The following is a 26,514-nucleotide window of genomic DNA, read 5'->3' on the forward strand; positions in this document are numbered from 1 at the left end:
CCTTCCTTAGCTAAGTCCCAGTTTTATCCCTAGCAGTATTAAGCCGCCGCCGATGACTCGCTCGATCGCTGTCTGCACCCGTTTCAGGGTTGCCTGCACGGCGGGTCGGGTGAGAAGCAGAATAAGTATGCTGAGCCAAGAGAATTCCACTAACATCGGTGTGACACAGTAAAGTAGCTGTAGCCAGAGGCTAGAGACTTCCGCCACAACGTGACTAAAGATCGCGACAAACATAATTAAGATTTTAGGGTTGAACAGGCTCACCATCATCCCCGCGATAAATGGGTGACGATTGCTAGCGTGATCGTCTGCAGCCTTATCCGTGGCGCGGGTGGCTAGATATACGATACCCAGATAGATCAAATAGGCGCTGCCTAGCCAGCGAATAGCGCTGTATAGCAACGGCGTCTGTTCAATCAGGGCGGCCAGCCCGATCACGGATAGCAACACATGAATCGCCAGTGCAGTTGCTAATCCCAGTGCCGTGATAAAGCCGGTGCTGAGTGAGCCTTGTAATGTGTTGCGTAAAATAATTGCCGTGTTAGCGCCTGGAAGCATCGCACCTAGCAGCATGATGCCGGCAAAAATTAACCATTCAGTCATGATATCGATCATCCCTTAGTGAAGGCAGCGATTGTATGCTTCGATAAGAGTGACGGCGAATGCCGATTATGGATGTAGGTTATCAGTTTTTGTTATGACCTTGACTGCGCTCTATCGTTCTCTTTCTTTAGGCGGGTTAAGTGCTGAGGCTGCTGAACAATCGTTCGCGCAGGTAGCGGTGTGCGGGATCTCCTTGCAGCCGTTGATGCCAGATTAGATAGTATTGGCTATTGGGTATGTTAATCTGTGGTGGCAGTGGTCGAGTGATTAAATCGTATTCTGGGCCGAGTCGATTGGCGATATGCGTGGGCAGTGTGAGGATGTAATTGGCCTGCTGAGTGATGGCCATCGCCGAGTGAATAAACGGCACGGTGAGTTTCATCTGTCGCTGACGGTTGAGCTGACTGAGTGCCTCATCCACCGCTCTGATTTTATCGCCGCCAGCACTGATACCGATATGATCGGCAGTGCTATAGTCATTCAGTGTTATGGGCTGATCCATCAGAGGATGATGACGATTGATTAAGCAGCTATAGCTATCGCTACCGAGTTGTTTCCCGTAGATATCATCGGGTACGGTGTCCAAAATACAGGCGGCCAGATCAATACGTCCTTGACGTAATGCATCCATCATCCCAGGGTGCCACAGATGAAAATGTAGGCTAATGCCCGGCGCGTCCTGTTGTAATGTTGCTAATAGCGGAGGCATCAGGTCATGGGTGATAAAGTCGGTGGTGGCAATATTAAATTCGCCATGATAACCGGCCGGTTCAAATTGGCTAGGAATCAATAAACTTTCAAGCTGATTGAGGGCATCGGGCAGTTGCGTCCAGAGTTGCTCGCCTCGAGGGGTTAGGTGCATAGTATTGCCCACCCGCACCATTAATTTATCGTTAAATATCGTTCTTAATTGGCTAAGATTGCGGCTCATCGCCGGTTGCGTTATGTGTTGTGCGTTGGCCGCCGCGGTGACGCTTTTGAGTTGCAGCAGATAATACAGCGAGATGAGTAGATTAAGATTAATACGTGATAGTTCCATCGGTTAAGCATATCAGCCATTGTTATAACGTCAATCTTCTTTCTGATGTTGTAGCGGCTCATTGGGGTTGCAGAGACTGATAAAAAAAGCCATCCTGTCGGCACAATTAATATAGTGATAGGAATTTTTTTATGGCACGTGCATCGGCCCGACATATTTTGGTTAGTAATGAAGCTCAGTGTGCAGAGCTTAAAGCAAAAATTGAAGCGGGTACTGAATTCGCTGAGCTTGCAAAGCAACACTCTAGCTGCCCATCAGGCGCACAGGGTGGCGAGCTAGGTAGCTTTGGTCCAGGGCAAATGGTACCCGAGTTTGATAAGGTCGTTTTCTCGGCACCTGTGGGTGAAGTGCAGGGGCCAGTTAAAACTCAGTTTGGTTATCATCTGTTAGAAGTAACCAGCCGCGAAGACTAATACCTAGTTATCGTTTTGCTGATGAGACTGCTGTTGTAGTGATGCACAGTAGTCTTGCTCGGCTACTTGGCTGGTAAACCAGATGTAATCAGCCATCTCCAGATAGGGGGCTATCGCGTCCTCAATCGTGATTAAGTCAGTATCGGTTTCTGCCAGTAAAATAGACAGGCTGGCGGCTGCGGTTCGGTGTTGTAGATGCAAGGGTACGCCGCTGTCTTTACGCACATGAAATGCCCCAGCGATCAGTATCGCTTGGCTATTTTCGCCAAGCTCATGTTCTAATGCATAGGCCATACTGGCATCTCGGCTGAGTTGAATCTGAGTCATCGGTCCCATCTGATCTAGCGGGATCATCTGACAATGACTGTCATACACCTGTTGTTGAATCGTCGCCTTAATCGTTGCCGGTATCGCGGATACGGTTGATAATCGAACTTGCGGTGGCACTTTATTTTGGTAGATCTGCAGCATCATCGGTTGACTCACATTACCCGCCTTGAGTTGATTGTGATCTTTCAGTGCGGCGTTAATCAGTGGACCATAATCTTGCCAAGGCCAGCTGCGATCATGCCAGTTGAGCGTTGTTTTAATCTCCTCGTCGCTGCTGTTTTCTGTTAGCTGATTGATGTTGTTAGCCTGTATATCATCCAGCATTTCGAGTACTACGCGAGTATCGCTACCGTTTTGTAAATCCTTGAGGAGTTGCAGTTCGCGCAGGTGATGCTCTGGGTTATCATGCTTTTCGCCCAACAAGATAAAACGATGGGATTTTAATTGGCCCAGTAACTCGGTATAACTGAGCGGCAGCCCCGTGGCAACGGCTATGATTTTACCGTTGAGTGGATGACTCTCCGTGACGGTGGATTGCTGCATAGCCTCGGCCGACGGCTGCCGATAACCACAAGCGCTGCTTAACAGAGCCGCACTGATCAGTAAAAGCGTTATTATCGGGTTTTTAATGCATTGTTTTAGATACATTTTGATCTGTCCCCTTTTCAGTTGCTTAGTGCTGGGGTAACGTTAGAAAAAAAGCACAGTGTGAAGGAGAAACATAGCATGAAATCAAATATTAAAGTGAGCATTCGTAAAAAAGGTGAGTCAGATAGCGGCGTTGATGCTGAACTTCAACAACGCGTTGAAGAGGCGGTACATTTCGTTCAGGGGCTACGTAAAAAGGGTGAGAATGTTAAGCAGATGATGGAAAAGCTTAATGAACATGACCATAAACACCCCGATGGCAGTGATTGGAGTTATGATTCATTGCATGATTTTATAGCAGAACATCACATTTGAGCCTGTAGATTTAAGCTTTGATGGCCGTTACGGCTAACGGTCGGCCGGTTGCTGGCTAGCTTCTGCTGATTTGATAGCTGCTTATTCATCAGAGTAGGTAGCTATACCCCTGTTAGTCGATGCCGCATACTTCACTTCTTGTTTCCCTCTAATCACTCACTGATTTAAGCCGCGTTGCTATATTTTCATCGCCCTGACTCGCCGTCAAAAAGCCTGAGACTTCATCGTGATGACTGACCTGCTTGCAGATCGGTGATGTGCTGACACTCAAGATAGCGGCTTGTCAAAAATGTCAAAATGACTTGTCACTCATGACGAAGTCGAGTGGGATGACATTGGCTTTCGATCATCTTTAATAATTAAATAATTGAAATATATAAGTTTAATTTTATTGGCTTTGTTTGTGCTTAATACTAAGCAACGTAAGACAAAATTGAATCGGGAGATTGACTCATGGAACATCAAGAGCAAAATGTTGAAATGTTCGGTATTACAGCCACCGTCTTAATGGTAGTCGCCGGTCTTGTGGTGGGTATCTCACCGATGTTGGTACAGGTTATTATGTTGCTATTTTGATCGACTCAAGGCGAATTTTGCTGAGTCGAGAAGGTATCGATTTCAGTCGATGAGTGTATTCAGTTGTTGAGGAGAATTTCCGGATTCTCCTTTTTTATTGTAATATTACGTAACAAGTTACGTAACTTATTTTATTGACTGTCAATGTCGCACATGAAGGGGTGAGGTGAGATGGATTACATGAAAAGTTTTGGCAGTCTATCGCTGGGTAGTCGCTTAAAGCGATTATCCGATAGGCTAGTGCAGGATGTTATCCAGCTCTATCAGAGTCAAGGAATCGATCTGAATCCCAGCTTTTTTCCGCTGCTTAATCTGTTACAGCAACAGGGTGCAATGACGGTCACACAAGCAGCAGAAAAGCTGGGCGTGAGTCATCCGGCAATCAGCAAAATAGCCGGTAAAATGCAACAAGAGGGCTGGCTCAGTAAAACCGCAGATCCAGAAGATGAGCGGCGTCAATTATTGGCATTAACCACGCAAAGTGAAGCGCTACGGGAGCAGATCACGCCGCTGTGGCAAGCGATTGAGGATCATCTTGATCGTTTGATGGCGGCGCAACAGTATCCCCTACTGGCCTCTCTATCGGAGTTTGAGCAGCGACTGACCGATCAGGGATTTTATACCCCGGTGTTACAGCAACTTGCACGGCGTCACGACAGCGAACAGGTGGTGATTCAGGGTTGGGATGAGCGTTTTCGTGAAGCATTTAAAGCGCTTAATTTGACGTGGTTAGAGCGCTATTTCGAAGGTGAATTAACGCAACGGGATCGTCAGGCATTGGATAATCCGGAAGGTTATTATCTTGCCCGAGGCGGCTATATCTGGTTTGCCCGTCATCAAGCAGATAACCGCATCATTGGCTGTGTTGCGCTGGCACGGCATGACGATGGGCAATATGAAATTGCAAAAATGGGCGTCGATGAAGCTTGGCAGACCGTGGGCGTAGGCCGTCGACTATTGTTGACGGCTCTGGACAAAGCCCGCGAGTTAGGGGCGCTAGAGGTATTTTTAGAAACCTCGAGTAAGCTTGAAAGGGCATTACAGTTGTATCGACATTTAGGCTTTCGGGTCATGCCTCATCCACATGGCGCATCGTATTATGATAGGGCCGATCTCTATATGAGGCTGAGCTTATGAATAGCAGTGCGGCGGTTAGTCATGAGCTGCGTTTAATCAAACGACGAGAGATGTTGGCGGGCGCTAAGGCAACCCTGCCGTTGATTGTGGGGGCTATCCCGTTTGGGATTATTTTCGGCACGCTGGCGGGCCCGAGTGGCTTATCGGCCTGGGGTGCGCTGGCGATGTCGGTGATTGTCTTTGCCGGCTCCGCTCAATTTATCGCACTTGGCTTGATGGCGGCGGGGGCTGCGGTGCCCGTCATCATTGCGACGACCTTTGTGGTTAATTTACGGCATATTCTTTATGCCGCCAATTTAGTGCCCAAGGTGGCACACCTGCCACATCGATGGCGGTTAATGATTGCGTTTGGTTTAACCGATGAAACCTTCGCCGCCGTGAGTAACCGCTTTCTGTTGCAGCAAAATACCGATTATGCACACTGGTTTTATCTCGGCTCTTGGTTAGCGATGTACTCCAACTGGGTGTTGTGTACTGGGTTGGGGATTGCCTTAGGCGAACTCTTTCCCGATATGACCGACTGGGGATTAGATTTTGCCATGTCGGTCACTTTTATCGGTATGGTGGTGCCCTATCTGAAAAGCAGACCGATGTGGGGCGCGGTGATTGTCTCTGGGGTGATCGCGATGGCAACGTTGGGGATGCCTCATAAGCTGGGGTTAATCGTGGCGGCCTTGTGTGGTATTGCAACCGGTTTATCATTTCACCTGTTACAGAAACGCAGCACCGCCGCGGAGGCTAACCATGACTGAAGTGTTGTTGATTGGCGGTATGTTTATGGTCACGTTTAGTGTGCGCTATGTGTTGTTTGCCGTGGCGGGTAAAGTGCGCTTTCCGCCTTGGTTGATCACAGGGTTGAGCTTTGTGCCACCGGCAGTATTAACCGCCATTATCGTGCCCGCGGTGTTATTGCCTCGTGACGAGCTGTGGTTAAGCATTGATAATCCTTGGCTACTCGCGGGTGGTTTCGCTGCGGGGGTGGCTGTTTGGCGCAAAGACCTACTCACGACCATTGTGCTGGGGATGCTCTGTTTTATGTTGTTACGCTTTGGCTTTGGTTTGGGATGGTAAGGCACGATTGCTTTTAACACAGCCATTGAGACGCCCCTTAAGAGAGAGCCGTTGAGACTGTCCTTGGGCGGCCCTTAAAATAGTGATCTTGAGACTACCCTTAAGGCTGCTCTTAAGGCTGCTCTTAAGACTGCTCTTAAGACTGCTCTTAAGATAGCCCTCTTGAGACGGTTGTTGAAAGCGTGTGACTGAAAGGCTTCTATTGAATGAATGCCCCACATGGCGCGATTAAACTCAGACAAGTGAGACGTGAGGCTTGAGAAAAACGTCATAGCGGATGGCGCTAACGTCGTCATAATTCTATAGTCATCCTCCCCGTGACAGCGGTGCATAGGTTATATTCACTATAATGACTTACACCGGTAAGTTGATCGTTAGCGTTATCAGGATGACAGCAGGGGTGGATTATCACAATTACAGCCAGCAATATTCGTGTCAGTGGGCAGGTGCAAGGGGTCGGTTTTCGTCCCTTTGTGTATAACCTTGCTCGCCGACTTGAGTTGGCAGGCACGGTGGCTAACTCGGCCTACGGCGTGGATATTTGGCTTGAGGGTGAGGCCCGTCAGTTGATGCAGTTTCAACGCTTACTCGCGCTTGAAGCACCGCCGATGGCGCTGATAGAACAACTGAAGAGTGAGGCTGTAACGCCGCAGGGGTATACCGATTTTTCCATTTCTCAGACACAGCAAGGGGTCTTAACGGTAGGGGCAACCCCCGATGCGGCCGTTTGCCGTGATTGTCTGCATGAACTGTTTGATATAACCAATCGACGTTATCACTACCCCTTTATTAACTGTACCCATTGCGGGCCTCGTTACAGCATTATTCGCGCGCTACCCTATGATCGACAATCGACCACCATGGCCGATTTTCGCCTCTGTGACGCTTGTGAAGCGGAATATTGCAGCCCCAATGATCGCCGTTTTCATGCGCAACCGAATGCGTGTGCGCAGTGTGGGCCGCAATTGAGCTTTGCCGATGCCTCGGGTCAGTTGCAAGCGGATGATCCGCTAAGTGCGGCGGCACGCTTGATTGAGCAAGGCTTGATTGTGGCGGTGAAAGGCATCGGTGGATTTCATCTGTTGTGTGATGCTCGTAATCCCGCCGCTATCGAACGTCTCCGGCAACGCAAGAGTCGGCCGGTCAAGCCGTTTGCGGTGCTAGGGTTAAACCCACCATCGCTGGCTGCTATTGTGCAGTTGAATGAGGCACGCGAGCAGCGCTTGCAGGCTCAGGATGCGCCGATTGTACTCTGTCCCGCGACCTCTAAGTTGTCAGCGGGCATCGCGCCGGGATTAGCCTGGTGCGGAGTGATGTTACCGCATACGCCGATACACTATTTGTTATTGCATCGTTTATGCGCTGAACCGCAAGGGCAAGCGTGGTTAACACAGGCGCAGCCTCCACTGTTGATCATGACGAGCGCTAATCGCCGAGGCAATCCGTTGATCACCGATAATCAGCAGGCAATGGTTGAATTACAGGGCATCGCTGATGGCTTTGTGCTGCATAACCGGAATATTCATACTCGCTGTGATGATTCTGTGGTGCATGGCTTGAGCGATGATATGCCGCTGATTCGTCGCGGGCGAGGGCTGGCACCGCAAGTGATACGTTTACCGCAAAGCGGCCCATCGACTCTCGCCGTAGGCGCATTCTTCAAAAATACCCTCTGTATCACGCAAGGCGATCGAGCCTATGTATCTCAGTATATTGGTGATCTCGATAATCCCGATTGTTGTCAGGCGTTAGCGACGTTAGCTCAGCACTTAATGCAACTGCTCGAGATAACACCGCAGCAAGTGGTGTGTGATCTGCATCCTGATTTTTACAGTAGCCGTTTTGCTCGGCAATACGCGCAGCAGCAAGGTATTCCATTATTCACGGTGCAGCATCATCATGCTCATCTTGCCGCAGTGATGGCCGAACATCGGGTATGCGAACCGGTGCTGGGGTTGGCTCTTGATGGCTTTGGCTTGGGCGTCGATCATCAGTTGTGGGGCGGCGAGTTGCTGCGCATCGATGGCCATCAATACACCCGTTTAGGTCACCTCCCCGAGCAACACTTACCTGGTGGTGATCGGGCTGCAAGTGAGCCGTGGCGTTCGGCTGCGGCTGTTTTGTATCAACTGCAACGCACCGAGGAGATCACGCAGCGTTTTCATCAGCCTGCGGCCGTTACGGTCACACAGATGTTGCAGCGACAGTTTAACTGCCCACTAACCAGCAGCGCCGGTCGATTATTTGATGCAGTCGCCTCATTGTTGGGTATCTGTCATGACAACAGCTTTGAAGCCGATGCGGCGATGCAGCTCGAAGCCCGCGCTTACCGTTATTTACAAAACCATCCGTGGCCAGAGCTGCCACCGCTGATCGATTTTACGGCTGCCGGTGAGCCACTATTGCTGCGCTTGTTAGCTACATTAGCCGATGCGCAGGATGCGGGCTGGGGCGCGGCGCTATTTCACCGACAGTTGATTGATGGCTTAACACATTGGATGATACGGCATCAGCCTGAGACTCGGCTGCCGGTGGTGTTGGCGGGAGGTTGCTTTCTTAATCAGTTATTACGACAGGGTTTGACCGAACAGCTACAGCAGGCGGGTTTAACGGTCTATAGTGCTAAATTACTGCCTTGCAATGATGCGGGTATCAGTCTGGGGCAAGCGCAGATTGCGCAGCTATTGGCGAATTCAAATAATAATGAACAACGAGTGGCAAAGGGGTTATTCCAATGTGTTTAGCAATACCCGTACAGGTGGTTGAGATTATCGATGCGGATACCGCCATGGCGGATATCGGTGGTGTGCGTAAAGCGATCAATGTTGCGCTGATTGCCGACCTGACGGTAGGGGATTATGTGATCCTGCATGTCGGTTATGCATTGAATAAAATCGATCCAGAAGAGGCGGCTAAAACCCTCGCGTTGTTTGCCGAACTGGGCGAGTTGGATGCCGCCATGCGTGATAATCAATAGGTGGCGTCATGAAATATGTTGCAGAGTATCGCGATGGCACATTAGCCCGAGAGATTGCCGCACGGATTCGTCAGGAAGCGCGCCCTACGCGAGACTATCATCTGATGGAATTCTGTGGCGGGCATACTCACGCGATTTTTCGTTATGGCATTCCTGATTTGCTGCCGGATAATGTCAAGATGATTCATGGCCCGGGGTGTCCGGTTTGTGTCCTGCCGATCAGTCGCTTAGATATCGCCATCGAGTTGGCGCTGAGGCATGATGTTATTCTCTGTTCTTACGGCGATATGATGCGGGTGCCCGGTTCACGTAAACGCAGTTTGCTAAAGGCTCGGGCTGAGGGAGCCGATGTACGCATGGTGTATTCCTGTATGGATGCCTTAGCGTTGGCGCAGGATAACCCCGAGCGAGAAGTAGTGTTCTTTGCGATTGGCTTCGAAACCACCACGCCTCCCACTGCGTTAGTCATTCGTCAAGCGCAACAATTGGGGCTGACAAACTTCACGGTGTTTTGTAATCATGTGCTCACGCCTGCGGCGATCAGCAGTATCCTTGATTCACCAGATGCGGACGAATTAGGCTTATCGATCGATGGTTTTGTCGGCCCAGCCCATGTCAGCACGGTGATTGGGAGTCAACCCTATGAACGCTTTGCTAGGGATTACAATAAGCCGATTGTGATTGCTGGCTTTGAGCCATTGGATCTCCTGCAGTCGATTCTGATGCTGATACGACAGTTGAACGACGGTCGCGCGGAGGTTGAGAATGAGTTTTCACGCGCCGTCACTCGGCAAGGCAATGAACGCGCAATACGGGTGGTTGATGAGGTCTTTGAGGTATGCGATACGTTTGAATGGCGTGGTTTGGGTTGGGTGCCGCACAGTGCGCTGAAAATCCGATCAGCTTTTTCCCAATTTGATGCGCAGATCCGCTTTTCTGTTGAATATCGCAGCTCGGCTGAAAATGCCGCGTGTGAGTGTGGCGCGATTCTACACGGCGTGAAATCGCCGCGCGATTGCACACTTTTCGGTGAAGCCTGTACCCCTGAAAACCCACTAGGCCCCTGTATGGTATCCAGTGAAGGGGCGTGTGCGGCTTATTATAGTTATGGCCGTCATCAGGTATCGCTCATCGAAACAACGAGTGTCGAATAAGCACTAATCATAAGCGCTATTAATAAGCACTAATCATAAGCGCTATTAATAAGCGCTAATCTAATCCTGTATCGAGGTTAGAGCATCGGCCGCCTAGCAATAAAGGGTTTACCTATTATGACCAAACCAAGCGAATATAGTCATGCATTAGATCTGCAGCATGGCCGAGTCGAGATGGCTCACGGGGGAGGAGGCAAAGCGATGGCGCAGTTGATTGATGAACTATTCTTAGCGGCTTTTTCTAATCCGTGGTTAGCTCAGATGAATGATCAAGCGTGCTTTACGCTGCCAGCGGGGCAGGTGGTGATGGCCACCGATAGTCATGTCATCTCGCCGCTATTTTTCCCCGGAGGCGACATTGGTGCTCTGTCGGTGCATGGCACCGTGAATGATGTGGCGATGTCGGGAGCCGTGCCGAAATTTCTCTCCGCTGGCTTTATCTTAGAAGAGGGATTTCCACTGGCAGATTTACAACGTATTGTCATTGCCATGGCGCAAGCGGCAGAAGCCGCCGGTGTTGCCATTGTCACCGGAGATACCAAAGTGGTGGAGCGGGGCAAAGGCGATGGCTGCTTTATCAACACCACCGGTATCGGCGTGGTGCCACAGGGGTTAAACCTGTCGGCTAACCGAGTGCAACCCGGAGATAAAATTCTCCTATCGGGTAGCCTAGGCGATCATGGAGTGGCCATCATGTCCCTGCGTGAAGGGCTAAGCTTTGAAACCACGATCGAATCCGATAGCCAAGCGCTGCATGAGCTAGTCGCCGCAATGGTCACCGAGGTGCCCGAAATCAACTGTATGCGAGACCCCACGCGGGGAGGGTTGGCCGCCACTCTAAATGAAATCGCGCAAAGCAGTCAGGTAGGTATCTCGATTAAAGAAGCGACTATTCCGATCAAGCCACAGGTGAGTGCTGCCTGTGAATTTCTGGGGCTCGATCCTCTTTATGTTGCCAACGAAGGCAAGCTGGTGGCCTTCTGTCCTGCGGACAAGGCCGCACAATTGCTTGCTATCATGCGACAACATCCACAAGGCCAAGAGGCCGCGATTATCGGAGAGGTGACCGCCGATCCCCTTAAATTTGTGCAGATGGAAACGGTGTTTGGTGGCAGGCGTATGGTGGATTGGGTGGCGGCCGAACCACTGCCTCGTATTTGCTGAGGCTTTCCAGAGAAACGCCATGCTGCGTTTACGCTCGCTCGTGTAAGAAGCCTACACGTCGCTCGCTAAGCCTTGCCTGCCGCTCCCCTGAAAAGCCTCAGTGTTTTGGCTGATATGGGGGTGAGAATGATGAGGGGCTAGGATATGAGGGTATGGGGGAAATCGTTAAGTACTGTGATGCTGCGTTGACGCTCACTTGTGTAAGAACCCTACACGTCGCTCGCTAAGCCTTGCCTGCTGCTCCCCTGAAAAGCCTCAGTGTTTTGGCTGATATGGGGGTGAGGATGATGAGGGGCTAGGATATGAGGGTATGGGGGAAATCGTTAAGTACCGTGATGCTGCGTTGACGCTCGCTCGTGTAAGAACCCTACGCGTCGCTCGCTAAGCCTTGCCTGCCGCTCCCCTGAAAAGTCTCAGTGTTTTGGCTGATATGGGGGCTGAGGATGATGAGGGGCTAGGATATGAGGGTATGGGGGAAATCGTTAAGCACCGTGATGCTGCGTTGACGGTCTCGTTAAAGGCGTCTTCTGCTATGGTTAAAAGATGCAGTATTATCGGTATATTGTTGATAGATACATTATTGGTAAAGACATTGTTGTAGAGAGATTGTTGTAGAGACATAGGGTTGTTTCACGACCATAGGAGGGGTTATGAGACTGATCATATTGATGATTGTGGTATTGGTGGTTGGCTTACTGAGCATGCAGCAGATGGCGCCGCAGAAAATACCGCAGAAGCCGGTCGAATCAACCGAATTAACCTCGGATATACCGACAATACCGACGCATCCGAGTGAGCTTAAACCGTTTGCCGATGATATCAATCGTTACGTTCAGCAAGAGGCGGCAAATAGAGCGGCGAGGCTGGAACAAGCGACTCAACCTTAATATTGTTCGATCGCCGGAGGTGATCTATTTCATTAGCCGGCGAGCTCCGTTCGGCGATAGCTTTCATCGCCGAGAGCCGGTTGAGCGGATGGCTAGGTGATAAATTTGTTGGTTTTGTCGCAATCGTTCGAGAGGTTGCCAATAGCGCGCTGTTTCGCTCTGTTTATGCTTTCTTTATCGCATGAAATACTGGATGATCTGCTTTTATGCAGTATCGGTGTTACTTAGCACTTAATAACAGCTCAATAGGTAATAGTTATGATTCAAGTAGGCGATAAAATTCCGGCTATCAGTGTTAGCACTATCTTCGCGGGTGAAACGGCGGCGGTGAGTACTGAGCAGCTTTTGGCGGGTAAGAAAGTGGTGTTGTTTGCATTACCGGGGGCTTTTACGCCTACGTGTTCTGCCTCACATCTGCCGGGTTACATTGTCAAAGCGGATGAGATTCTCAGTAAAGGCGTTGATCTTATCGCCTGCCTTTCTGTGAACGATGCGTTTGTGATGAAAGCCTGGGCTGAATCGCAAAATGCGGAACAGATCACCATGGTCGCTGATGGCGGCGCTGAGTTAACCAAGGCGCTAGGACTGGAAATGGATAGCGGTTCCTTTGGTGGCGTGCGCTCGCGTCGTTATGCGATGATTATCGAAGATGGCGTTGTGACGGCCCTCAATGTTGAGGAGCCTAAAACATTTGAAGTCAGTAGCGCCGAAGCGATACTTGAGCTGCTTTAAAACGGTTCGGATAGTTTTTCAGCAAGAATGGTTAAGAGGTTTATGGGGACGATATGCAAGATGTAATTGATGCACTGCGCGACGCGAATATTGACGTTGTGACCCCTTTGGATCTACCGGATTTCGATGATGTCGTCGCCGCAGAAGAAGAGATCTGTGTGCCGCTTTATCCGGATTTCAAAGAGTTTTTATTGACGGTCAGTGATGTTATCTGTGGCTCTATTGAACCGGTGACGGTGGCCGATCCATCCTCCCATACGCATCTGCCGGAAGTGGCTGCTTACGCTTGGTCGATTGGTTTATCCCGTGAACACACGCCAATCTGCGCTCATGACGGTGGTTTCTACGCCGTAACCATTGAGGGGGCCGTGGTTTACTGGACGCCAGAAAGTGGTGAGATTGAGGAATGGACCACCGTTTGGGAATGGGCGAGAGAAGTCTGGTTAGTGAGTTAAGCTTAGCATTGGCAAGATCTTTGAAAACGGCTCGGTGAGCCGTTTTTTTTAGACTGTTATTGTGTCAGGTGTGTCAGGGTATTTATATTTTAGTTAAAGGGGGCAAAGCCCTTTACTGCATCCTGACGGTAATGAGGTACATTGAGTTGAATCCGGCTCGGGCAGGTATGGTTGAGTTACTCGGTCATTATCGTTGGTCGAGCTTGAGGGAAGGTGCGAATAAGTCCGTTATGTTCTCTGCGGACATTAGAATGGCCAGATACGCGAAAGCCAGAGGCGTAATTGACTTATTCGCACCTTCCTTAGCCACAACAGCGGAATAAAAATTATCGAGTTCCTCATATCGCACGCATCGTATAACACACTTGGCAATAAGCGTTAGGATTCCAGTGAATCAATAATCTTCGTAGTGACCGCCGATTGCAAAAATATACATTGAGTTATCGTCAAAATTATAAATTAATCGGTCTTTCTGAGAAATCCGCTTTGACCAAAAGTCAGAGAGGTTATGCCTTAACTGTTCAGGTTTACCCATGCTTTTGTCTGGGTCATCTCTATGCCCTCCACTGCATCGCTTTGTTTGTGCTTTATGTAGCACAAACCAACTACGTTTCGGCAGGTAATTACGGCGTTAGTTTTACCTGAAGCGGAGTAATATTATCGTGATACATTTTGATCTAAGGTATTACTATGAGCACCGAAGTCGTCACGACGCTACAGCGACAAGCAATGAAGCTGCTTGCTGAGCGGCATGAGTCAAAAGAACCTATTCTTATAACTGAGCAGGGTCAGCCATCAGCCTATTGGCTTGACGTAGCTGATTACGAGTTAATGGTCGATCGGATGAAAAGCTTAGAAGGTATCGCGAAAGGCGAGCAGGCGATCCGTGAAGGTCGAACATCTTAGGCTGTCGCAAAGCTTTACGTACAGCTTAGAGTTGATTGGCTTTACGGTAATTCCCTTGATAATCAAAAATGCGCTCTTGGACGCGCCAAAATTGCCCGGCTTTGCGGGCGACGACAAAATCCGGTGCGCTAAATCGCGACGCAACGGCGAGTATTTCATCGGTCGAACTAAACTGTCGCGGGGTTAAGCTTTGATCAAAACGGCGGCCAAACAGATCGTTAAAACGTTTACGCTGCCCAGGGTTTTGTAGATCAAACCATTCACTCAGCTCTTCTCCCTGCTCATCGTGATAGATGATCTTTAATTTTCCCTTGGCATCGGTCAGGGAGATACCGGCGCAGCGAATCACGCGAGCATCTTTGAGTTTAAGGGCGGCTTTAAGCTGATCATCGGGATCAATAATGGCATGACCACATTGGTGACAGTGGCGAGCGGCAATATCATTTTCAGCGTTGCATTGCGGGCACTCTTTAAAGCGAAAGCGATAATCGCATTGGCTCAGGCTGCCATTTGCCTTTGTCAGTGTGCCCTGACAGCGACGACCAAAATGTTCGATGATATGACCGTCGTCATCGGTTTTACCCCAGAAAATATTAGCGAACTCGCACGCAGGGCAGAACACTTGCACCGGTACGCTGCTACTGTCTGGCTTGGCCCGACCGACTTCGGGGGCAAATAAATTAAAGCCGTTACCGGCGTAATCCATTATCAGGCAGTTCTCTTTACCCTCGGCGAGCCGTAGCCCTCGACCGACAATCTGTTGGAACAGCGAGACTGATTGCGTGGGCCTGAGAATGGCGATGAAGTCGACATGAGGCGCATCAAACCCGGTGGTGAGTACGGCGACGTTAACGAGGTATTTTAGCTGTTTCTGCTTAAACTGATTAATGCGCTGATCGCGTTCGGCATTGTCAGTGGCGCCGGTAATCAGGGCTGTTTCGTTTAGAGGCAGGTAGCGACAGACCTCTTCGGCATGACGTACCGTTGCCGCAAACACCATCACCCCTTGACGTTCAGCGGCGAGGCTTTCGATCTGTTGGCAAATAGCTTGCGTGACGCGGGGATGACTGACTAATAATTGATTCACCTCTGCTTCCGCATAGCCGCCGAATCGATTGGCATTGAGGGCCGAGAAATCATACTGTGCAATCGGCGCATCCACCATCTGTGGTGGTGTGAGAAAGCCGCGTTTAATCATGTATTGCAGGGGGAGTTCGTAGATGCAGTGTTCGAAAGGCCGTGCTTCACTGCTGCGACAGAAGCCGCGATAGTGGTAGCGATAGATCCATCCCATCCCCATGCGGTAGGGCGTCGCGGTTAAACCGAGGAGTTTGAGTTGCGGATTGAAGGTTCTGAGTTGAGTGAATATCTGTTGATACTGACTGTTTTCAGCATCGCTAACGCGATGACACTCATCGATGATCACCAGCGAATGCTCGCAGGCAAACGCTTGTAGGTTACGTACCACTGATTGAACACTGGCAAAGGTGACTTGAAAATGTTCCTGCTTTTGCTTAAGACCAGCAGAATAGAGGCCGCCCTGCAGGCCATAACTCAAATATTTTTGGTGATTCTGTTCCACCAACTCTTTGACATGGGCCAGCACTAGAATTTTACGGCGAGCTAAGCGCGCGAGTTCAGCAATCACCAAGCTTTTACCCGCACCGGTGGGTAACACGATGACGGCTGAATCATCCGTTTTACGAAAGTGGTTTAGGGTTGCCTCTACGGCATCACGTTGATAGTCACGCAGTTGAAATTGGCTAGGCATCATATCGCTCTGATTGTCAATGCAGCCAAAAGGCGCGATTGAAACGGGCTTGCTGGCAAGTAAGTTAAAGCGGTCATGACAGGATAATCATCGAGCGATACCGTACCATGTGTGGCTATGTTAAGGGAGTGAGTCATGCGACTATTGTAGCGTGTTAATAATGGCTTTAAACGAGCTTTTTTATACAGACTATGAGATATTTTAACTGTATAACATAGGCCGCTCAGCGTTGTATTGAGTAGATTGGCTTTATGCGTCTATTGTGAAATACATGTTCTGATAGCACTGCTTATTTTAAGAAGAGGAAATGGAAATGGATCTATCTTTTGTCGATGTATACGTCATCCCTTGGGTGATCAATATAGCGATGGCTGCGGCTATCTTTATTCTTGGTCGGATGGTTGCGAAGTTCTTAGTATCTCTGTTGGGTAAAATTCTCCGTAAGGGGAAAATGGAAGATATTCTGGTTAACTTTATTACCGCGATTGCCAATGTTTTATTATTGCTGGTGGTAGTGGTTGCCTCATTAGATCAGTTAGGGGTTGATACAACCTCAATGATTGCCTTGGTCGGTGCTGCCGGTTTGGCCGTTGGTCTGGCTTTACAAGGTTCGTTGCAAAATTTTGCGGCGGGTGTGATGCTGATTATCTTCCGTCCATTTAAAGAGGGCGACTTTGTTGAAGCGGCGAGTGTTGCGGGTGTTGTAGAACATATTAGTATCTTCAATACCATTATGCGCACGGGAGACAACAAAGAAGTGATCGTGCCTAACGGTAATATCTATAGCGGTGTTATTACCAACTACTCTGCGCGTGATACGCGTCGTGTCGATATGGTGTTTGGTATCGGTTATGGCGATGATTTGAAGAAAGCCAAAGCGCTTCTCGAAGAAATCGTAACCAGTGATGAACGTGTCTTGAAAGAACCTGCACCGGTGATCGCGGTATCTGAATTAGCCGATAGTAGTGTCAACTTTGTTGTGCGTCCTTGGGTTAAATCGGGTGATTTCTGGGGCGTTAAGTTTGATACAACCGAAAGCGTTAAGTTACGCTTTGATGAGGAAGGTATCTCTATTCCTTTCCCACAAATGGATGTGCATCAGTACAAGCACGAGAACGATTAACTCGTTTAGTCGTCTCGATAACTCACACAAAACAGTCGCTTATGCGGCTGTTTTTTTTAGTGGTTAGGGAAGGTGCGAATAATCCCGTTATGTCCTCCCTTCGAGGCTTTCAGAGAAGCAGGATCTCAGCGTTAACATTTTTCGACGTACAACCAGTATGCCTGTAACGGTTGCCTTGATCTCCAGCTTCTCTGTAAGCCAGAGGCGTCATTGACTTATTCGCACCTTCCTTAGGCTTGCTAGGTTGTCTCTAGATTGTATCTAGGTCGTATCGCTGGGTGGATCAATATTCAGAGCCACATCGACCTCTCGTTTTAGCGTTTCGTTTTCCAGACGCACTTTCTGTGTTTCCAAACGATAACGAAAGATGTCCTTATCACGGGCTTCAAGTTTGCTCGTGAGGCCGGCTATTCGCTTATCTTGTAGCCCGATAATGTGTTCGTATTTTTTCACTTTGTTTTGCAAGCTGTTGATCAAACCGTAGTTTTGCATCCCGGTTGCATGTGTCTGTTGTGCATCTTCGGGGTGTTGATTGAGTTCGGTCACGAGGTGTTTGTATAGCGCTTTAAGATCCGCCGATTCCCGCTCATTATAGCGAATATTGCTTTCCACCGCTTTATGGGCACTGGCAGAGCCAATAGAGCCAGCAAGGGTGTGTTCTAGCATACGGTGAAATTCGAGCAATTCAATTATGGCAATATGACTTTTTCGACTGACTTGTAGATCTTCTGTCATTTGAGTCAGCGCGGCTTTGGCTTTTTCACTGCTTAAATAGCCCTCTAGTAAGGTTTGCGCTTCATTGAGTTTATCACTGAGGGGTATATAGCGGTCTAAGCCGGTCGGACGGGCTTGTCGGAAAGGGACCGGATGCATTGCACTGAGAAATTCAGTCGATAGGCTACGCTCAACTTTATGTGGCGAATAGAGGAGAGAGCCCAGAATATAAAAGCTGATATTGACCAGCAGCGTCCAAACCACACTGTGCGGAATAGAGCCGAGATGTTCGAGGCCAAATAGCGCTTCGGGACGTAACACTGACAATCCCAGTAGACCTTCTTGCAGAATACGACTATCTAGCCAGCCGTGTTCGATAAAAGCCGGAATGAGTAAGGTATAAACCCACATTAAAAAACCCGCTAATAAGCCTGCAAATGCACCTGCGCTGTTGCCTCGGCGCCAGAAAAGACCGCCGAGAAGGGCGGGTGAAAATTGTAATACGGCGACAAACGAGATCAACCCGATGGCGACGAGGATATAAGCATCACTGAACTCTATCGAAAACCCATAACTGCTTAAGAGAATTACTCCTGCCAATAACCAGCGTAGCTGTAACAAATAGGGCTTAATACATCGACATATGGCGACTCTTTCGATGATTGGCACCAGCAGATGGTTAGCTGCCATGGTCGAGAGTGTCATGGTGGTAATGATGATCATACCGGTAGCGGCCGAAAAACCACCAATAAAGGCTAACATCGTCAAAATATTATTATTCGCTAGCTGTGGCAGCAGCAAAACATAAAAGTCAGCCGAGGCTTCTGGTAAGCCCATGAGTAGACCCCCTGCGGCAATAGGGACGACAAATAGGTTGATCAAAATCATATACAGCGGCAACACCCAGATCGCTGTTTTGATATGTTTGATATCGGCATTTTCCACGACGGCCACATGAAACATCCGTGGTAAATTTTGAATAGCGGCAAAGCTAAGAACAATCAGCGTTAGCCACATCACGCCAGAATCTGCGGTGCCGCTTACCTGAATGACACGTTCGAATCCCTGCTCGAATAGCTGTTCGGTAATATCATCGAAGCCATTAAATAGGCTGAAACTGACAAAACAGCCGACCGCGATAAAGGCGACTAGCTTAACGAGGCATTCGACCGCTAGGGCGGTCATCATGCCTTGATGACGTTCTGTTGGGTCGAGCCTACGCATACCGAACATAATCGTGAATGCAATCATGAAGAGGGTGATCAGTAGACCGGATATATCCCCGTTCACCGCCGAACTCTGTTGTTCTGTGATTAATTGAAATGAGCCGGTCAGCGCTTTTAATTGTAAGGCGATATAGGGAAGAATGCCGAACAGCGCCATCACGGTGACTAACGCGGCAATCGCTTCAGAACGGTTATATCGGGTTGAAATGAAGTCGGCGATACTGGTGATATGAAAGGTCTCTTTTGCATGCACCATCCGTTTTAGAATGATCCACCAGCAGGCAATCCCGAGCATGGCACCGAGATAGACGCCGAGATATTGCAACCCAGCACTGGCGGCAAAGCCGACACTGCCATAAAAGGTCCAAGAAGTATGGTAAACCGCCAGCGAAAGGGCATAGATCCAAGGGCCTTTAAAGCCTTCGCCTCGATGACTAATACGTCGCTCTACCATCTGGGCGATCGCGAACAGTACCGCCATATATAAAGTGACAATGAGAATAACGGTCAGTGAGCTAAACATCTATATCCTTTATATGCATAAATATTTTAAAACAGTATTTATAAATCAGATAGTTAAGCTATAGCTGGCTTCGCGGCTAAGGTCAATGAAAATAAGCTCAATGCAGATAAGTTGCTCAGATAAGGTCAATGCAAAGATCACGGCGTTGACGCTATGGTGCTCCAGACGCGTGATCATCGGGCGGTGGTTTGACGCTGCAGCATGCCGGTGGCACGGGATCATAGCCACCGGGATGACCCGGATGACACTTTCCTATGCGCTTGAGGCCTAGCCAGCAACCTTTAAAAATACCATGGGTTTCAATTGCTTCAACCGTATAGGCCGAACAGGTAGGATAGAACCGACAATTTGGTCCGAGAAATGGGCTGACCAGATATTGATAGGCTCGAATGAGAAAGATAAAGTAGCGGCGTAAAATCATCATCGCAGTGTAGCGCCGCGAACCCTCGGGATACAAGTAAAACTCGCATAGAGGTAACACTGCCTCAGCGTTTTAGCAAATAGTCTCGGGCAATTGAGTCTCGGGTCAGTAGTCTTGAACAAATAATCACGAACTAAATAGTCTCGAAAAAATTGTCCTCAGACACGTGTTTCGAGTGAATGCATGAATGTTGAGCTGACGTAATAGTCAGACAAGCCGTTACAAGGTAACGGCTTGTGAAGAATAATACGGCGTTTGAGTTAGAGGTGTTCTTCGGCGTATTCGGCCAATCTAGAGCGGAAAATACCCTCTAAATGTACCGATGAGGCGCCTTCAAAGCCTTTGAATCGTTCGACAACATAGGTCAAACCGGAGGTTAAGGCGGTTAGATAGTTGGAATCAATCTGCGCTAGATTACCTAAGCAGATCATTTTACTGTCCTTACCGCAGCGGGTTAGGATGGTTTTGAGCTGTTGTGGTGTCAGGTTTTGCGCTTCATCAATGAGAACCACCGCGTTTTGAATGCTACGACCTCGCAAAAAGTTGAGTGATTTGAACTGAATGTTAGCCTTCTCAATCGCATATTTAACGCTGCTTTGAGGGCGTTCATCCCCTTCATGCATCGCTTCTAGATTATCGTGGATAGAGCTTAGCCAAGGAGTCATTTTCTCCTCTTCAGTACCGGGTAGAAAACCGATATCTTCCGCTACTGGTGGGGTTGAGCGGGTTACGATAATTTTATTAAAGCGCCCCTGTTCTATCACCATCTCGAGTGCACAGGCTAGCGCAATCAGGGTTTTACCCGAACCGGCCGCGCCATTGAGTAAGCACAGATCGATATCAGGATCTTGTATCGATTGCATAGCGAATGCCTGAAAAATATTGATGGGGTGAATACCCCAGCATTCTTGCTGCATTAATTTATCGTAGCCAAGATCTAACAATACGATTTCTTCGTGATTGACTGAAACGACACGGGCGGCAAAATCTTTCGAATCGTCGTAGATATACTGACAGGGATAAGCGTTGGGTAGCAGATCGGGGTTAACTTTATGGTAAGTGTTGGCGCCGTCTTGATAGCTTTTAACTTTATCGACGTTTTCCCAGAAGTTACCCTCAATATGAAAGTGTCCCGAGGGCAGCAAATCTAAATCAGATACCAACTGATCTTTACGATAATCCTCAACTTTTTGTAAGCCTGCACCGAGCGCCTTGAGACGCATATTAATATCTTTGGTGACCAGCACAATTTCACGATGAGGATCACTGCCCTGTAGGTGCAGTGCACAGTTAATAATATGATTGTCGTTATTGGTATTATCCGGGAGAAAGCCCTGACGGGTGGTTAGTTCATGATCGGGGAATATGCTGAGTTTGCCCAGCTTGGTGTTATCTTCGGTGCCGGGAACAAGAATTTGTACACCTTTGAGAATTTGTGATGGGGTGGCTGCACTGAGGATATTATCGATGGCTCTAATTACGTGGCGCGCTTCCTGTGCCACGCTTTGTTTACGGTCCTTTATGTTATCGAGTTCTTCCAGGACGGTCATTGGAATGGCGACATCCTGCTCTTTAAATTCGTACAGGCAGTTCGGATCATGCAATAAAACATTGGTATCGAGGATATAGAGTTTATCAGCACTCATACGGGTTTCCTTCTCGAGCCGACTCAGATATTGGCGCAGTTACCGCTAAAAAAAATTCGGTCTGCCTAGTTAGTTAAGCAGAAGTTGGCGTAGGATTAAAGCCATGATTTAGCATTATTTTATGGAGTCGGTCTGTGCAGTATCAGAAAATAGTCATTCTCACGGGGGCGGGCATATCGGCTGAATCGGGGATTAGAACCTTTCGCGCGGCGGATGGATTATGGGAAGATCATCGGATTGAAGATGTCGCAACGCCAGAGGCATTTGCGCAAAATCCGCAGCAAGTCCATCGGTTTTATAATCAACGCCGAGCGCAACTGATGTCGCCTGATATTCAGCCCAATGCAGCGCATCAGGCGCTTGCCCGATTGGAACAGTCGATAGCCGCACAGCCATCCGCCGAGCTACTGTTGGTGACGCAAAATATAGATAATCTGCATGAGCGGGCGGGCAGTCAAAACCTGATTCATATGCACGGTGAATTGTTAAGCCTAAGGTGTACTGCGTCTGCACAGGTGTTCTCGCATCATGGTGTGGTCACTATCGATGATGCTTGTGATTGCTGCGATCAACGCGGTACGCTAAGACCTAATATCGTTTGGTTTGGTGAACGACCAATGCAGATGGAGGCGATCTATGAGGCCCTCGAAAGTTGCGATCTGTTTATCTCGATTGGCACTTCGGGGCATGTTTATCCGGCGGCCGGTTTGGTCGAAATAGCCAACAGTGTGGGGGCTGAAACTGTCGAAATTAACCTAGAGCCGTCGACGATTCAATCCGCCTTCGATCGTCATATTTATGGCCCTGCTAGCCGCGAGGTACCTCGCTTTGTTGAAAGTTTGATCAATAGTTAATTGTTTCTTATCAACAAGTTACTGGAGCTATACTTGATTATTAACTATATTGTAATCTGAGTTATATATTTTAGACGGAGCAGGGAGAGATATCGGACAGCGATATCAAGGGATTTGTTAAGCCCTATCGACAGCCGGAAATACTTTCTGCGCTGGGGTGTTTATTTAGAGGGCAAGACTATGATGACAGAGCAATTTGTAACGGCCAATATTACGCCATTGGATAGCCTCGATACACTTTCACCTTATGAGGTTGCAAAACTGCAGGATCGCAATGAGGCGGGTTTATATCCGCTGTTCCGGCAGTGTGCCCTCGCTGTACTCAATTGTGGTAGTGAGTTGGATAGTACCAAGCAGGTACTCGAAAAACATAAAGATTTTGATATTAAAGTAAGTCAGAAGCATCGCGGCGTTCAGTTAGAGTTGATTAATGCGCCCGCCAGCGCCTTTGTCGATGGAGAGATAATTCAGGGGATACGAGAACATCTATTTGCCGTGTTGCGCGATCTGCTTTATGTGGGTGATGAGTTTGCCTCTCAATGTTGTGATGGTTTAGAGGAAGGTGGTCAGATCACTAACATGGTGTTCCACATTCTGCGTCACGCGAAAGCACTTGAACCCCATGTCAAACCGCATTTAGTGGTTTGTTGGGGCGGACACTCGATCAATAGAACCGAGTACATCTACACCAAGCAGGTGGGTTATGAACTTGGGTTGCGTGGCATGAGTGTCTGTACGGGGTGTGGCCCAGGCGCGATGAAAGGGCCGATGAAAGGCGCCACCATTGGGCATGCGAAACAGCGTATTAGCGATGCACGTTATGTCGGTATTTCTGAACCGGGTATCATTGCTGCCGAATCTCCAAATCCGATTGTGAATGAATTGATTATCATGCCGGACATTGAAAAGCGCCTAGAAGCCTTTGTGCGTCTTGGTCACGGTATTATCGTTTTTCCTGGGGGAGCCGGTACCGCCGAAGAGATTTTGTATATGCTCGGTATTCTGCTGCATACACGTAATAGCGCTTGTCCGTTGCCGCTGATATTCACTGGGCCTGCGGGCAGTGAGGCTTATTTCGAGACTGTCGATAAGTTTATTCGGGCCACCTTGGGTGATCGGGCCGCGGGGCTGTATGACATTATTGTCGATGATCCTTATGATGTCGCGGTGAAGATGAAAGCGGGGCTTGAACGAGTCACCGCGTATCGTAAAGCGACCGGCGAATCGTTTCATTTTAACTGGCAACTGTATATTCCATCCGAGTTGCAGCAGCCGTTTGAACCTACCCATGAGAACATGTCAGCGCTGGATCTCAGTCGAGATCAGCCGGATTATTTGTTAGCAGCAACGCTACGCAAGGCGTTATCGGGGATTGTAGCGGGTAATGTTAAAGCCCCCGGTATCCGTGCAATTGAAGAGTTTGGTCCGTTTGAACTGAGTGGTGAAGCGGAACTGGTGAGCGAGCTAGATCGACTGTTGGCCTCTTTTGTTCAGCAGCGACGGATGAAAATTGATTACGAAGAATATCGTCCCTGCTATCGATTGGTTGAAGCGCAAACGATTTAACGCGATGACATGACGATGGAGAAAAAAGCCTGTAGCGACGCGTTGCAGGCTTTTTTATGGTTTGTTGTCGATGCGCTATCAGCGCGATAAATGGCTTGCTGCGGGCATCCTGAAACAGAATAACCGATTCATCGAGGATCACTCGTTGGCCGAGTGGTTAAGCGTTGTAACGCGGTTATACAACGTTGTTATTAAGCATTGTTATCAAGCATTGTTATCAAGCGTTGTTAGCGTATAACCGATCATCAGCGTTACCGCCGCTAAGTATGAAAGCGTCGCGTCAGTGGCTCAATAGGGGCCACAATATGGCCGCTATTATTAACCTTAAGAGAATTTGAGAATCATCGATGCAACTGCTGTTTGATATAGTCATACCTGTATTTATTTTGATGCTGCTGGGATGGGGAGCGGCCCGTCGCGGCGTATTAGAAGAATCGAGTGCTTCCGCGCTAAATCTTTATGTTTATTACATTGCGGTGCCTGCGCTGATGTTTACATCCACGGCAGCGGTCGATATTGAAGCGATGCTGCAATGGGATTTTATCCTCGTTTATCTCGGTGGTTCGGTGATCGCCATCATGATCGGTTTTTTAAGTTGGCGACAAATGCGTCTCAGTGAGCCGCTCGATTGGACCATTATCGCCTTGAACTCTACTTGGGCCAATACCGTTTATATGGGAGTGCCGATCTTCTACTTTATGTTCGGTGAACGAGGCGCGTTACCCGTGATTATCGCCACCTTAGCGAGTAGCCTCGTGTTTATTTTAGTGCTTGCTTTGATATCAGAACTGCAAAACCGTCAAGGTGGGTTGCAGGCAATGCTGAAAAAGCTGCTCGTACAGGCATTGCTTAAAAACCCAGTGATGATGGCGCCCCTGTTAGGAATGCTGGTATCCATCAGTGGCATAAGTCTGCCGACCATGATTCTAGCGCCGATGCAGATGTTGGCACCGTCTGCCGCACCGGTGGCACTGTTTGCATTGGGTATCTCGTTGAGTGGTCTATCGGTTCGGGGCGCTAGTGTTGAGTTACTGTGGCTGACGGTGGTGAAATTAGTACTACATCCACTGATAACCTTTGGTTTGGCGTTATTGTTAGGGCTTGATCCTTTCTGGACCGCCAGCGCGGTGGTACTGGCCGCCTTGCCAACGGGGGCCATGGTGTATGTGTTGGCACAACAATATAACACTCGAGTGACACTCACCTCGGCAACGATTATGGTGACCACCTTAGCCTCGGTGGTGACTTTGGCGATAATACTGCCGCTGATGCAACAGTGGGGCAATTAGTGGCTATTCAGGAGCGATACAATGCAATGTCATAAAGTAGATTACGAAATTATCGGTGACTCGATGCCGATGTTGGAAGTTGAACTCGATCCGGGTGAGACCGTCATCGCCGAGGCCGGTTCGATGAATTACATGGAACAAGATATTAGTTTCGAAACTAAAATGGGCGATGGTGCCGATCCAGAACAGGGCATGTTCTCAAAACTCTTCTCTGCCGGTAAGCGAATGGTGACCGGTGAGTCATTGTTTATGACGCATTTCTCAAATCAAGGCGCCGCTAAACGTAAGGTAGCGTTTGCCGCACCTTATCCCGGCATGGTGGTGCCCGTGGATATGGCGGCAACCGGTGGGCGATTGTATTGTCAGAAAGATGCCTTTCTCTGTGCGGCGCTCGGTACGCGATTGTCAGTGGCGTTTTCGCGTAAACTGGGCGCGGGTTTTTTTGGCGGGGAGGGCTTTATTCTGCAAAAGCTGGATGGCGATGGCATGGCCTTTATACAGGCCGGCGGCACCGTGGTTAAAAAGCAGCTGAATAATGAAACGCTGCGCATCGATACCGGTTGTTTAGTGGGTTTCAGCGAGGGTATTGATTATGACATCGAGATGGTCAAAGGCTTGAAATCGATGTTTCTCGGTGGCGAGGGCTTATGGTTAGCGACCTTATCTGGCACGGGAACAGTTTGGGTGCAGAGCTTGCCGTTTTCACGTTTAGCGGATCGAATTATTGCTGCCGCACCGGCCATGGGCGGTAAGGATAAAGGCGAGGATTAAACGCGGTGGGCTTAAGGGCATAGGGTGATGGCTTTTTCATGTCATTTTTATGACTTTTGGCCCCAATAAAGGTATATTTCACCGATATTTATTATTGCGATTCTTGGTTTTACCTTCATGCTGCGTAAAAAACTGGTGATAACATTAACAACTGCGCAGGGATCCCGGCAGTATACGCTGGGTCAATTGGCTCGGTATCTGCT

The 26,514-nt window shown here is 48.8% G+C and carries 27 protein-coding genes; 19 read left to right on the forward strand and 8 right to left on the reverse strand.

The window, feature by feature from the left end; translation table 11 throughout:
* Positions 1-6: 6 nt before the first annotated feature.
* Complete coding sequence (locus Q4488_RS10480) at positions 7-603, reverse strand: LysE family translocator (protein ID WP_303580417.1); 597 nt, start codon at positions 601-603, stop codon at positions 7-9.
* A gap of 136 nt (positions 604-739) precedes the next feature.
* Entirely contained in the window at positions 740-1,642 is a 903-nt protein-coding gene (locus tag Q4488_RS10485; RefSeq protein WP_303580418.1) for a LysR family transcriptional regulator, read from the reverse strand.
* 131 nt (positions 1,643-1,773) lie between these two features.
* On the opposite strand from Q4488_RS10485, the gene Q4488_RS10490 reads away from it, so the two are divergent.
* Positions 1,774-2,055: a peptidylprolyl isomerase gene (locus Q4488_RS10490; RefSeq protein ID WP_303580419.1), complete on the forward strand. Its 282-nt coding sequence runs from the start codon at positions 1,774-1,776 to the stop codon at positions 2,053-2,055.
* Positions 2,056-2,058: 3 nt separating this feature from the next.
* On the opposite strand, the gene Q4488_RS10495 is transcribed toward Q4488_RS10490, so the two are convergent.
* A complete protein-coding gene (locus tag Q4488_RS10495; protein ID WP_303580420.1) occupies positions 2,059-3,033 on the reverse strand; it encodes a ChaN family lipoprotein in 975 nt (324 codons plus the stop codon).
* Positions 3,034-3,111: 78 nt separating this feature from the next.
* Between Q4488_RS10495 and Q4488_RS10500 the strand changes: the two genes are divergently transcribed.
* From Q4488_RS10500 to Q4488_RS10555, 12 genes are all read left to right on the forward strand, one after another.
* Positions 3,112-3,348 carry a hypothetical protein gene (locus tag Q4488_RS10500; RefSeq protein WP_303580421.1) on the forward strand — a complete coding sequence of 79 codons (237 nt, stop codon included), beginning with the start codon at positions 3,112-3,114 and terminating at the stop codon, positions 3,346-3,348.
* A 453-nt stretch (positions 3,349-3,801) separates the two neighbouring features.
* On the forward strand, positions 3,802-3,924 hold the full coding sequence (locus tag Q4488_RS10505; protein WP_303580422.1) for a hypothetical protein: 123 nt from the start codon (positions 3,802-3,804) through the stop codon (positions 3,922-3,924).
* Positions 3,925-4,095: 171 nt separating this feature from the next.
* Positions 4,096-5,061, forward strand: a complete 966-nt coding sequence (locus Q4488_RS10510; protein WP_303580423.1) for a bifunctional helix-turn-helix transcriptional regulator/GNAT family N-acetyltransferase — start codon at positions 4,096-4,098, stop codon at positions 5,059-5,061.
* Positions 5,058-5,813, forward strand: a complete 756-nt coding sequence (locus Q4488_RS10515) for an AzlC family ABC transporter permease (protein WP_303580424.1) — start codon at positions 5,058-5,060, stop codon at positions 5,811-5,813. The genes Q4488_RS10510 and Q4488_RS10515 overlap by 4 nt, the downstream gene beginning before the upstream one ends.
* A complete protein-coding gene (locus Q4488_RS10520) occupies positions 5,806-6,132 on the forward strand; it encodes an AzlD domain-containing protein (protein WP_303580425.1) in 327 nt (108 codons plus the stop codon). Before Q4488_RS10515 ends, Q4488_RS10520 begins: the two co-directional genes overlap by 8 nt.
* Positions 6,133-6,560: 428 nt before the next feature.
* Positions 6,561-8,876, forward strand: a complete 2,316-nt coding sequence (gene hypF, locus Q4488_RS10525) for a carbamoyltransferase HypF (protein WP_303580466.1) — start codon at positions 6,561-6,563, stop codon at positions 8,874-8,876.
* Positions 8,867-9,109: a HypC/HybG/HupF family hydrogenase formation chaperone gene (locus Q4488_RS10530; protein WP_303580426.1), complete on the forward strand. Its 243-nt coding sequence runs from the start codon at positions 8,867-8,869 to the stop codon at positions 9,107-9,109. The genes hypF and Q4488_RS10530 overlap by 10 nt, the downstream gene beginning before the upstream one ends.
* An 8-nt stretch (positions 9,110-9,117) precedes the next feature.
* Positions 9,118-10,263 (forward strand): hydrogenase formation protein HypD, encoded by a 1,146-nt coding sequence (gene hypD / locus Q4488_RS10535; RefSeq protein WP_303580427.1) that lies wholly within the window; start codon positions 9,118-9,120, stop codon positions 10,261-10,263.
* A gap of 117 nt (positions 10,264-10,380) precedes the next feature.
* On the forward strand, positions 10,381-11,427 hold the full coding sequence (hypE, locus tag Q4488_RS10540) for a hydrogenase expression/formation protein HypE (RefSeq protein WP_303580428.1): 1,047 nt from the start codon (positions 10,381-10,383) through the stop codon (positions 11,425-11,427).
* A 650-nt stretch (positions 11,428-12,077) separates the two neighbouring features.
* Entirely contained in the window at positions 12,078-12,314 is a 237-nt protein-coding gene (locus tag Q4488_RS10545) for a hypothetical protein (protein ID WP_303580429.1), read from the forward strand.
* Between the two features lie 258 nt (positions 12,315-12,572).
* Entirely contained in the window at positions 12,573-13,046 is a 474-nt protein-coding gene (locus Q4488_RS10550) for a peroxiredoxin (protein ID WP_303580430.1), read from the forward strand.
* 53 nt (positions 13,047-13,099) lie between these two features.
* Positions 13,100-13,501, forward strand: coding sequence for an SMI1/KNR4 family protein (locus tag Q4488_RS10555; RefSeq protein ID WP_303580431.1), 402 nt, complete (start codon positions 13,100-13,102; stop codon positions 13,499-13,501).
* Positions 13,502-13,895: 394 nt separating this feature from the next.
* Here Q4488_RS10555 and Q4488_RS10560 read toward each other — a convergent pair whose 3' ends face one another.
* A complete protein-coding gene (locus tag Q4488_RS10560) occupies positions 13,896-14,099 on the reverse strand; it encodes a type II toxin-antitoxin system YoeB family toxin (RefSeq protein WP_303580432.1) in 204 nt (67 codons plus the stop codon).
* A 92-nt stretch (positions 14,100-14,191) separates the two neighbouring features.
* Between Q4488_RS10560 and Q4488_RS10565 the strand changes: the two genes are divergently transcribed.
* Positions 14,192-14,407, forward strand: coding sequence for a type II toxin-antitoxin system prevent-host-death family antitoxin (locus tag Q4488_RS10565; protein WP_303580433.1), 216 nt, complete (start codon positions 14,192-14,194; stop codon positions 14,405-14,407).
* Positions 14,408-14,432: 25 nt separating this feature from the next.
* Here the strand turns inward: Q4488_RS10565 and Q4488_RS10570 are convergent, their stop codons facing one another.
* On the reverse strand, positions 14,433-16,178 hold the full coding sequence (locus Q4488_RS10570; protein WP_303580467.1) for a DEAD/DEAH box helicase: 1,746 nt from the start codon (positions 16,176-16,178) through the stop codon (positions 14,433-14,435).
* Positions 16,179-16,491: 313 nt separating this feature from the next.
* On the opposite strand from Q4488_RS10570, the gene Q4488_RS10575 reads away from it, so the two are divergent.
* Positions 16,492-17,301, forward strand: coding sequence for a mechanosensitive ion channel family protein (locus Q4488_RS10575; RefSeq protein WP_303580434.1), 810 nt, complete (start codon positions 16,492-16,494; stop codon positions 17,299-17,301).
* A 261-nt stretch (positions 17,302-17,562) separates the two neighbouring features.
* Here the strand turns inward: Q4488_RS10575 and Q4488_RS10580 are convergent, their stop codons facing one another.
* The 3 genes from Q4488_RS10580 to Q4488_RS10590 all read right to left on the reverse strand — a co-directional run bounded on the left by Q4488_RS10580 (position 17,563) and on the right by Q4488_RS10590 (position 21,831).
* The gene (locus Q4488_RS10580) at positions 17,563-19,764 is read right to left on the reverse strand and encodes a sodium:solute symporter family protein (protein WP_303580435.1); all 2,202 of its coding nucleotides are present in this window, start codon (positions 19,762-19,764) and stop codon (positions 17,563-17,565) included.
* 151 nt (positions 19,765-19,915) lie between these two features.
* A complete protein-coding gene (yidD, locus tag Q4488_RS10585) occupies positions 19,916-20,185 on the reverse strand; it encodes a membrane protein insertion efficiency factor YidD (protein ID WP_303580468.1) in 270 nt (89 codons plus the stop codon).
* A gap of 260 nt (positions 20,186-20,445) precedes the next feature.
* Complete coding sequence (locus Q4488_RS10590; RefSeq protein WP_303580436.1) at positions 20,446-21,831, reverse strand: PhoH family protein; 1,386 nt, start codon at positions 21,829-21,831, stop codon at positions 20,446-20,448.
* Between the two features lie 134 nt (positions 21,832-21,965).
* Here Q4488_RS10590 and cobB point away from each other — a divergent pair, with 134 nt between their 5' ends.
* The 4 genes from cobB (at position 21,966) to Q4488_RS10610 (ending at position 26,311) form a co-directional block, all read left to right on the forward strand.
* Positions 21,966-22,685 carry a Sir2 family NAD+-dependent deacetylase gene (gene cobB, locus Q4488_RS10595; RefSeq protein WP_303580437.1) on the forward strand — a complete coding sequence of 240 codons (720 nt, stop codon included), beginning with the start codon at positions 21,966-21,968 and terminating at the stop codon, positions 22,683-22,685.
* 180 nt (positions 22,686-22,865) lie between these two features.
* Positions 22,866-24,251 (forward strand): nucleotide 5'-monophosphate nucleosidase PpnN, encoded by a 1,386-nt coding sequence (gene ppnN / locus Q4488_RS10600; protein ID WP_303580438.1) that lies wholly within the window; start codon positions 22,866-22,868, stop codon positions 24,249-24,251.
* A gap of 347 nt (positions 24,252-24,598) precedes the next feature.
* Positions 24,599-25,540: an AEC family transporter gene (locus Q4488_RS10605; RefSeq protein WP_303580439.1), complete on the forward strand. Its 942-nt coding sequence runs from the start codon at positions 24,599-24,601 to the stop codon at positions 25,538-25,540.
* A 21-nt stretch (positions 25,541-25,561) separates the two neighbouring features.
* The gene (locus Q4488_RS10610) at positions 25,562-26,311 is read left to right on the forward strand and encodes a TIGR00266 family protein (RefSeq protein WP_303580440.1); all 750 of its coding nucleotides are present in this window, start codon (positions 25,562-25,564) and stop codon (positions 26,309-26,311) included.
* The last annotated feature ends 203 nt before the right edge of the window (positions 26,312-26,514 follow it).

The organism is Amphritea sp. 1_MG-2023 (genome assembly GCF_030547545.1).
Classification (GTDB): domain Bacteria; phylum Pseudomonadota; class Gammaproteobacteria; order Pseudomonadales; family Balneatricaceae; genus Amphritea.

What these genes read in the sequence shown, in the direction of transcription:
- Q4488_RS10480 (WP_303580417.1), bottom strand. Translation starts at nt 603, where the DNA reads ATGACTGAATGGTTAATTTTTGCCGGCATCATGCTGCTAGGTGCGATG.
- Q4488_RS10485 (WP_303580418.1), bottom strand. Translation starts at nt 1,642, where the DNA reads ATGGAACTATCACGTATTAATCTTAATCTACTCATCTCGCTGTATTAT.
- Q4488_RS10490 (WP_303580419.1), top strand. Translation starts at nt 1,774, where the DNA reads ATGGCACGTGCATCGGCCCGACATATTTTGGTTAGTAATGAAGCTCAG.
- Q4488_RS10495 (WP_303580420.1), bottom strand. Translation starts at nt 3,033, where the DNA reads ATGTATCTAAAACAATGCATTAAAAACCCGATAATAACGCTTTTACTG.
- Q4488_RS10500 (WP_303580421.1), top strand. Translation starts at nt 3,112, where the DNA reads ATGAAATCAAATATTAAAGTGAGCATTCGTAAAAAAGGTGAGTCAGAT.
- Q4488_RS10505 (WP_303580422.1), top strand. Translation starts at nt 3,802, where the DNA reads ATGGAACATCAAGAGCAAAATGTTGAAATGTTCGGTATTACAGCCACC.
- Q4488_RS10510 (WP_303580423.1), top strand. Translation starts at nt 4,096, where the DNA reads ATGGATTACATGAAAAGTTTTGGCAGTCTATCGCTGGGTAGTCGCTTA.
- Q4488_RS10515 (WP_303580424.1), top strand. Translation starts at nt 5,058, where the DNA reads ATGAATAGCAGTGCGGCGGTTAGTCATGAGCTGCGTTTAATCAAACGA.
- Q4488_RS10520 (WP_303580425.1), top strand. Translation starts at nt 5,806, where the DNA reads ATGACTGAAGTGTTGTTGATTGGCGGTATGTTTATGGTCACGTTTAGT.
- Q4488_RS10530 (WP_303580426.1), top strand. Translation starts at nt 8,867, where the DNA reads ATGTGTTTAGCAATACCCGTACAGGTGGTTGAGATTATCGATGCGGAT.
- hypD (WP_303580427.1), top strand. Translation starts at nt 9,118, where the DNA reads ATGAAATATGTTGCAGAGTATCGCGATGGCACATTAGCCCGAGAGATT.
- hypE (WP_303580428.1), top strand. Translation starts at nt 10,381, where the DNA reads ATGACCAAACCAAGCGAATATAGTCATGCATTAGATCTGCAGCATGGC.
- Q4488_RS10545 (WP_303580429.1), top strand. Translation starts at nt 12,078, where the DNA reads ATGAGACTGATCATATTGATGATTGTGGTATTGGTGGTTGGCTTACTG.
- Q4488_RS10550 (WP_303580430.1), top strand. Translation starts at nt 12,573, where the DNA reads ATGATTCAAGTAGGCGATAAAATTCCGGCTATCAGTGTTAGCACTATC.
- Q4488_RS10555 (WP_303580431.1), top strand. Translation starts at nt 13,100, where the DNA reads ATGCAAGATGTAATTGATGCACTGCGCGACGCGAATATTGACGTTGTG.
- Q4488_RS10565 (WP_303580433.1), top strand. Translation starts at nt 14,192, where the DNA reads ATGAGCACCGAAGTCGTCACGACGCTACAGCGACAAGCAATGAAGCTG.
- Q4488_RS10570 (WP_303580467.1), bottom strand. Translation starts at nt 16,178, where the DNA reads ATGCCTAGCCAATTTCAACTGCGTGACTATCAACGTGATGCCGTAGAG.
- Q4488_RS10575 (WP_303580434.1), top strand. Translation starts at nt 16,492, where the DNA reads ATGGATCTATCTTTTGTCGATGTATACGTCATCCCTTGGGTGATCAAT.
- Q4488_RS10580 (WP_303580435.1), bottom strand. Translation starts at nt 19,764, where the DNA reads ATGTTTAGCTCACTGACCGTTATTCTCATTGTCACTTTATATATGGCG.
- yidD (WP_303580468.1), bottom strand. Translation starts at nt 20,185, where the DNA reads ATGATTTTACGCCGCTACTTTATCTTTCTCATTCGAGCCTATCAATAT.
- Q4488_RS10590 (WP_303580436.1), bottom strand. Translation starts at nt 21,831, where the DNA reads ATGAGTGCTGATAAACTCTATATCCTCGATACCAATGTTTTATTGCAT.
- ppnN (WP_303580438.1), top strand. Translation starts at nt 22,866, where the DNA reads ATGATGACAGAGCAATTTGTAACGGCCAATATTACGCCATTGGATAGC.
- Q4488_RS10605 (WP_303580439.1), top strand. Translation starts at nt 24,599, where the DNA reads ATGCAACTGCTGTTTGATATAGTCATACCTGTATTTATTTTGATGCTG.
- Q4488_RS10610 (WP_303580440.1), top strand. Translation starts at nt 25,562, where the DNA reads ATGCAATGTCATAAAGTAGATTACGAAATTATCGGTGACTCGATGCCG.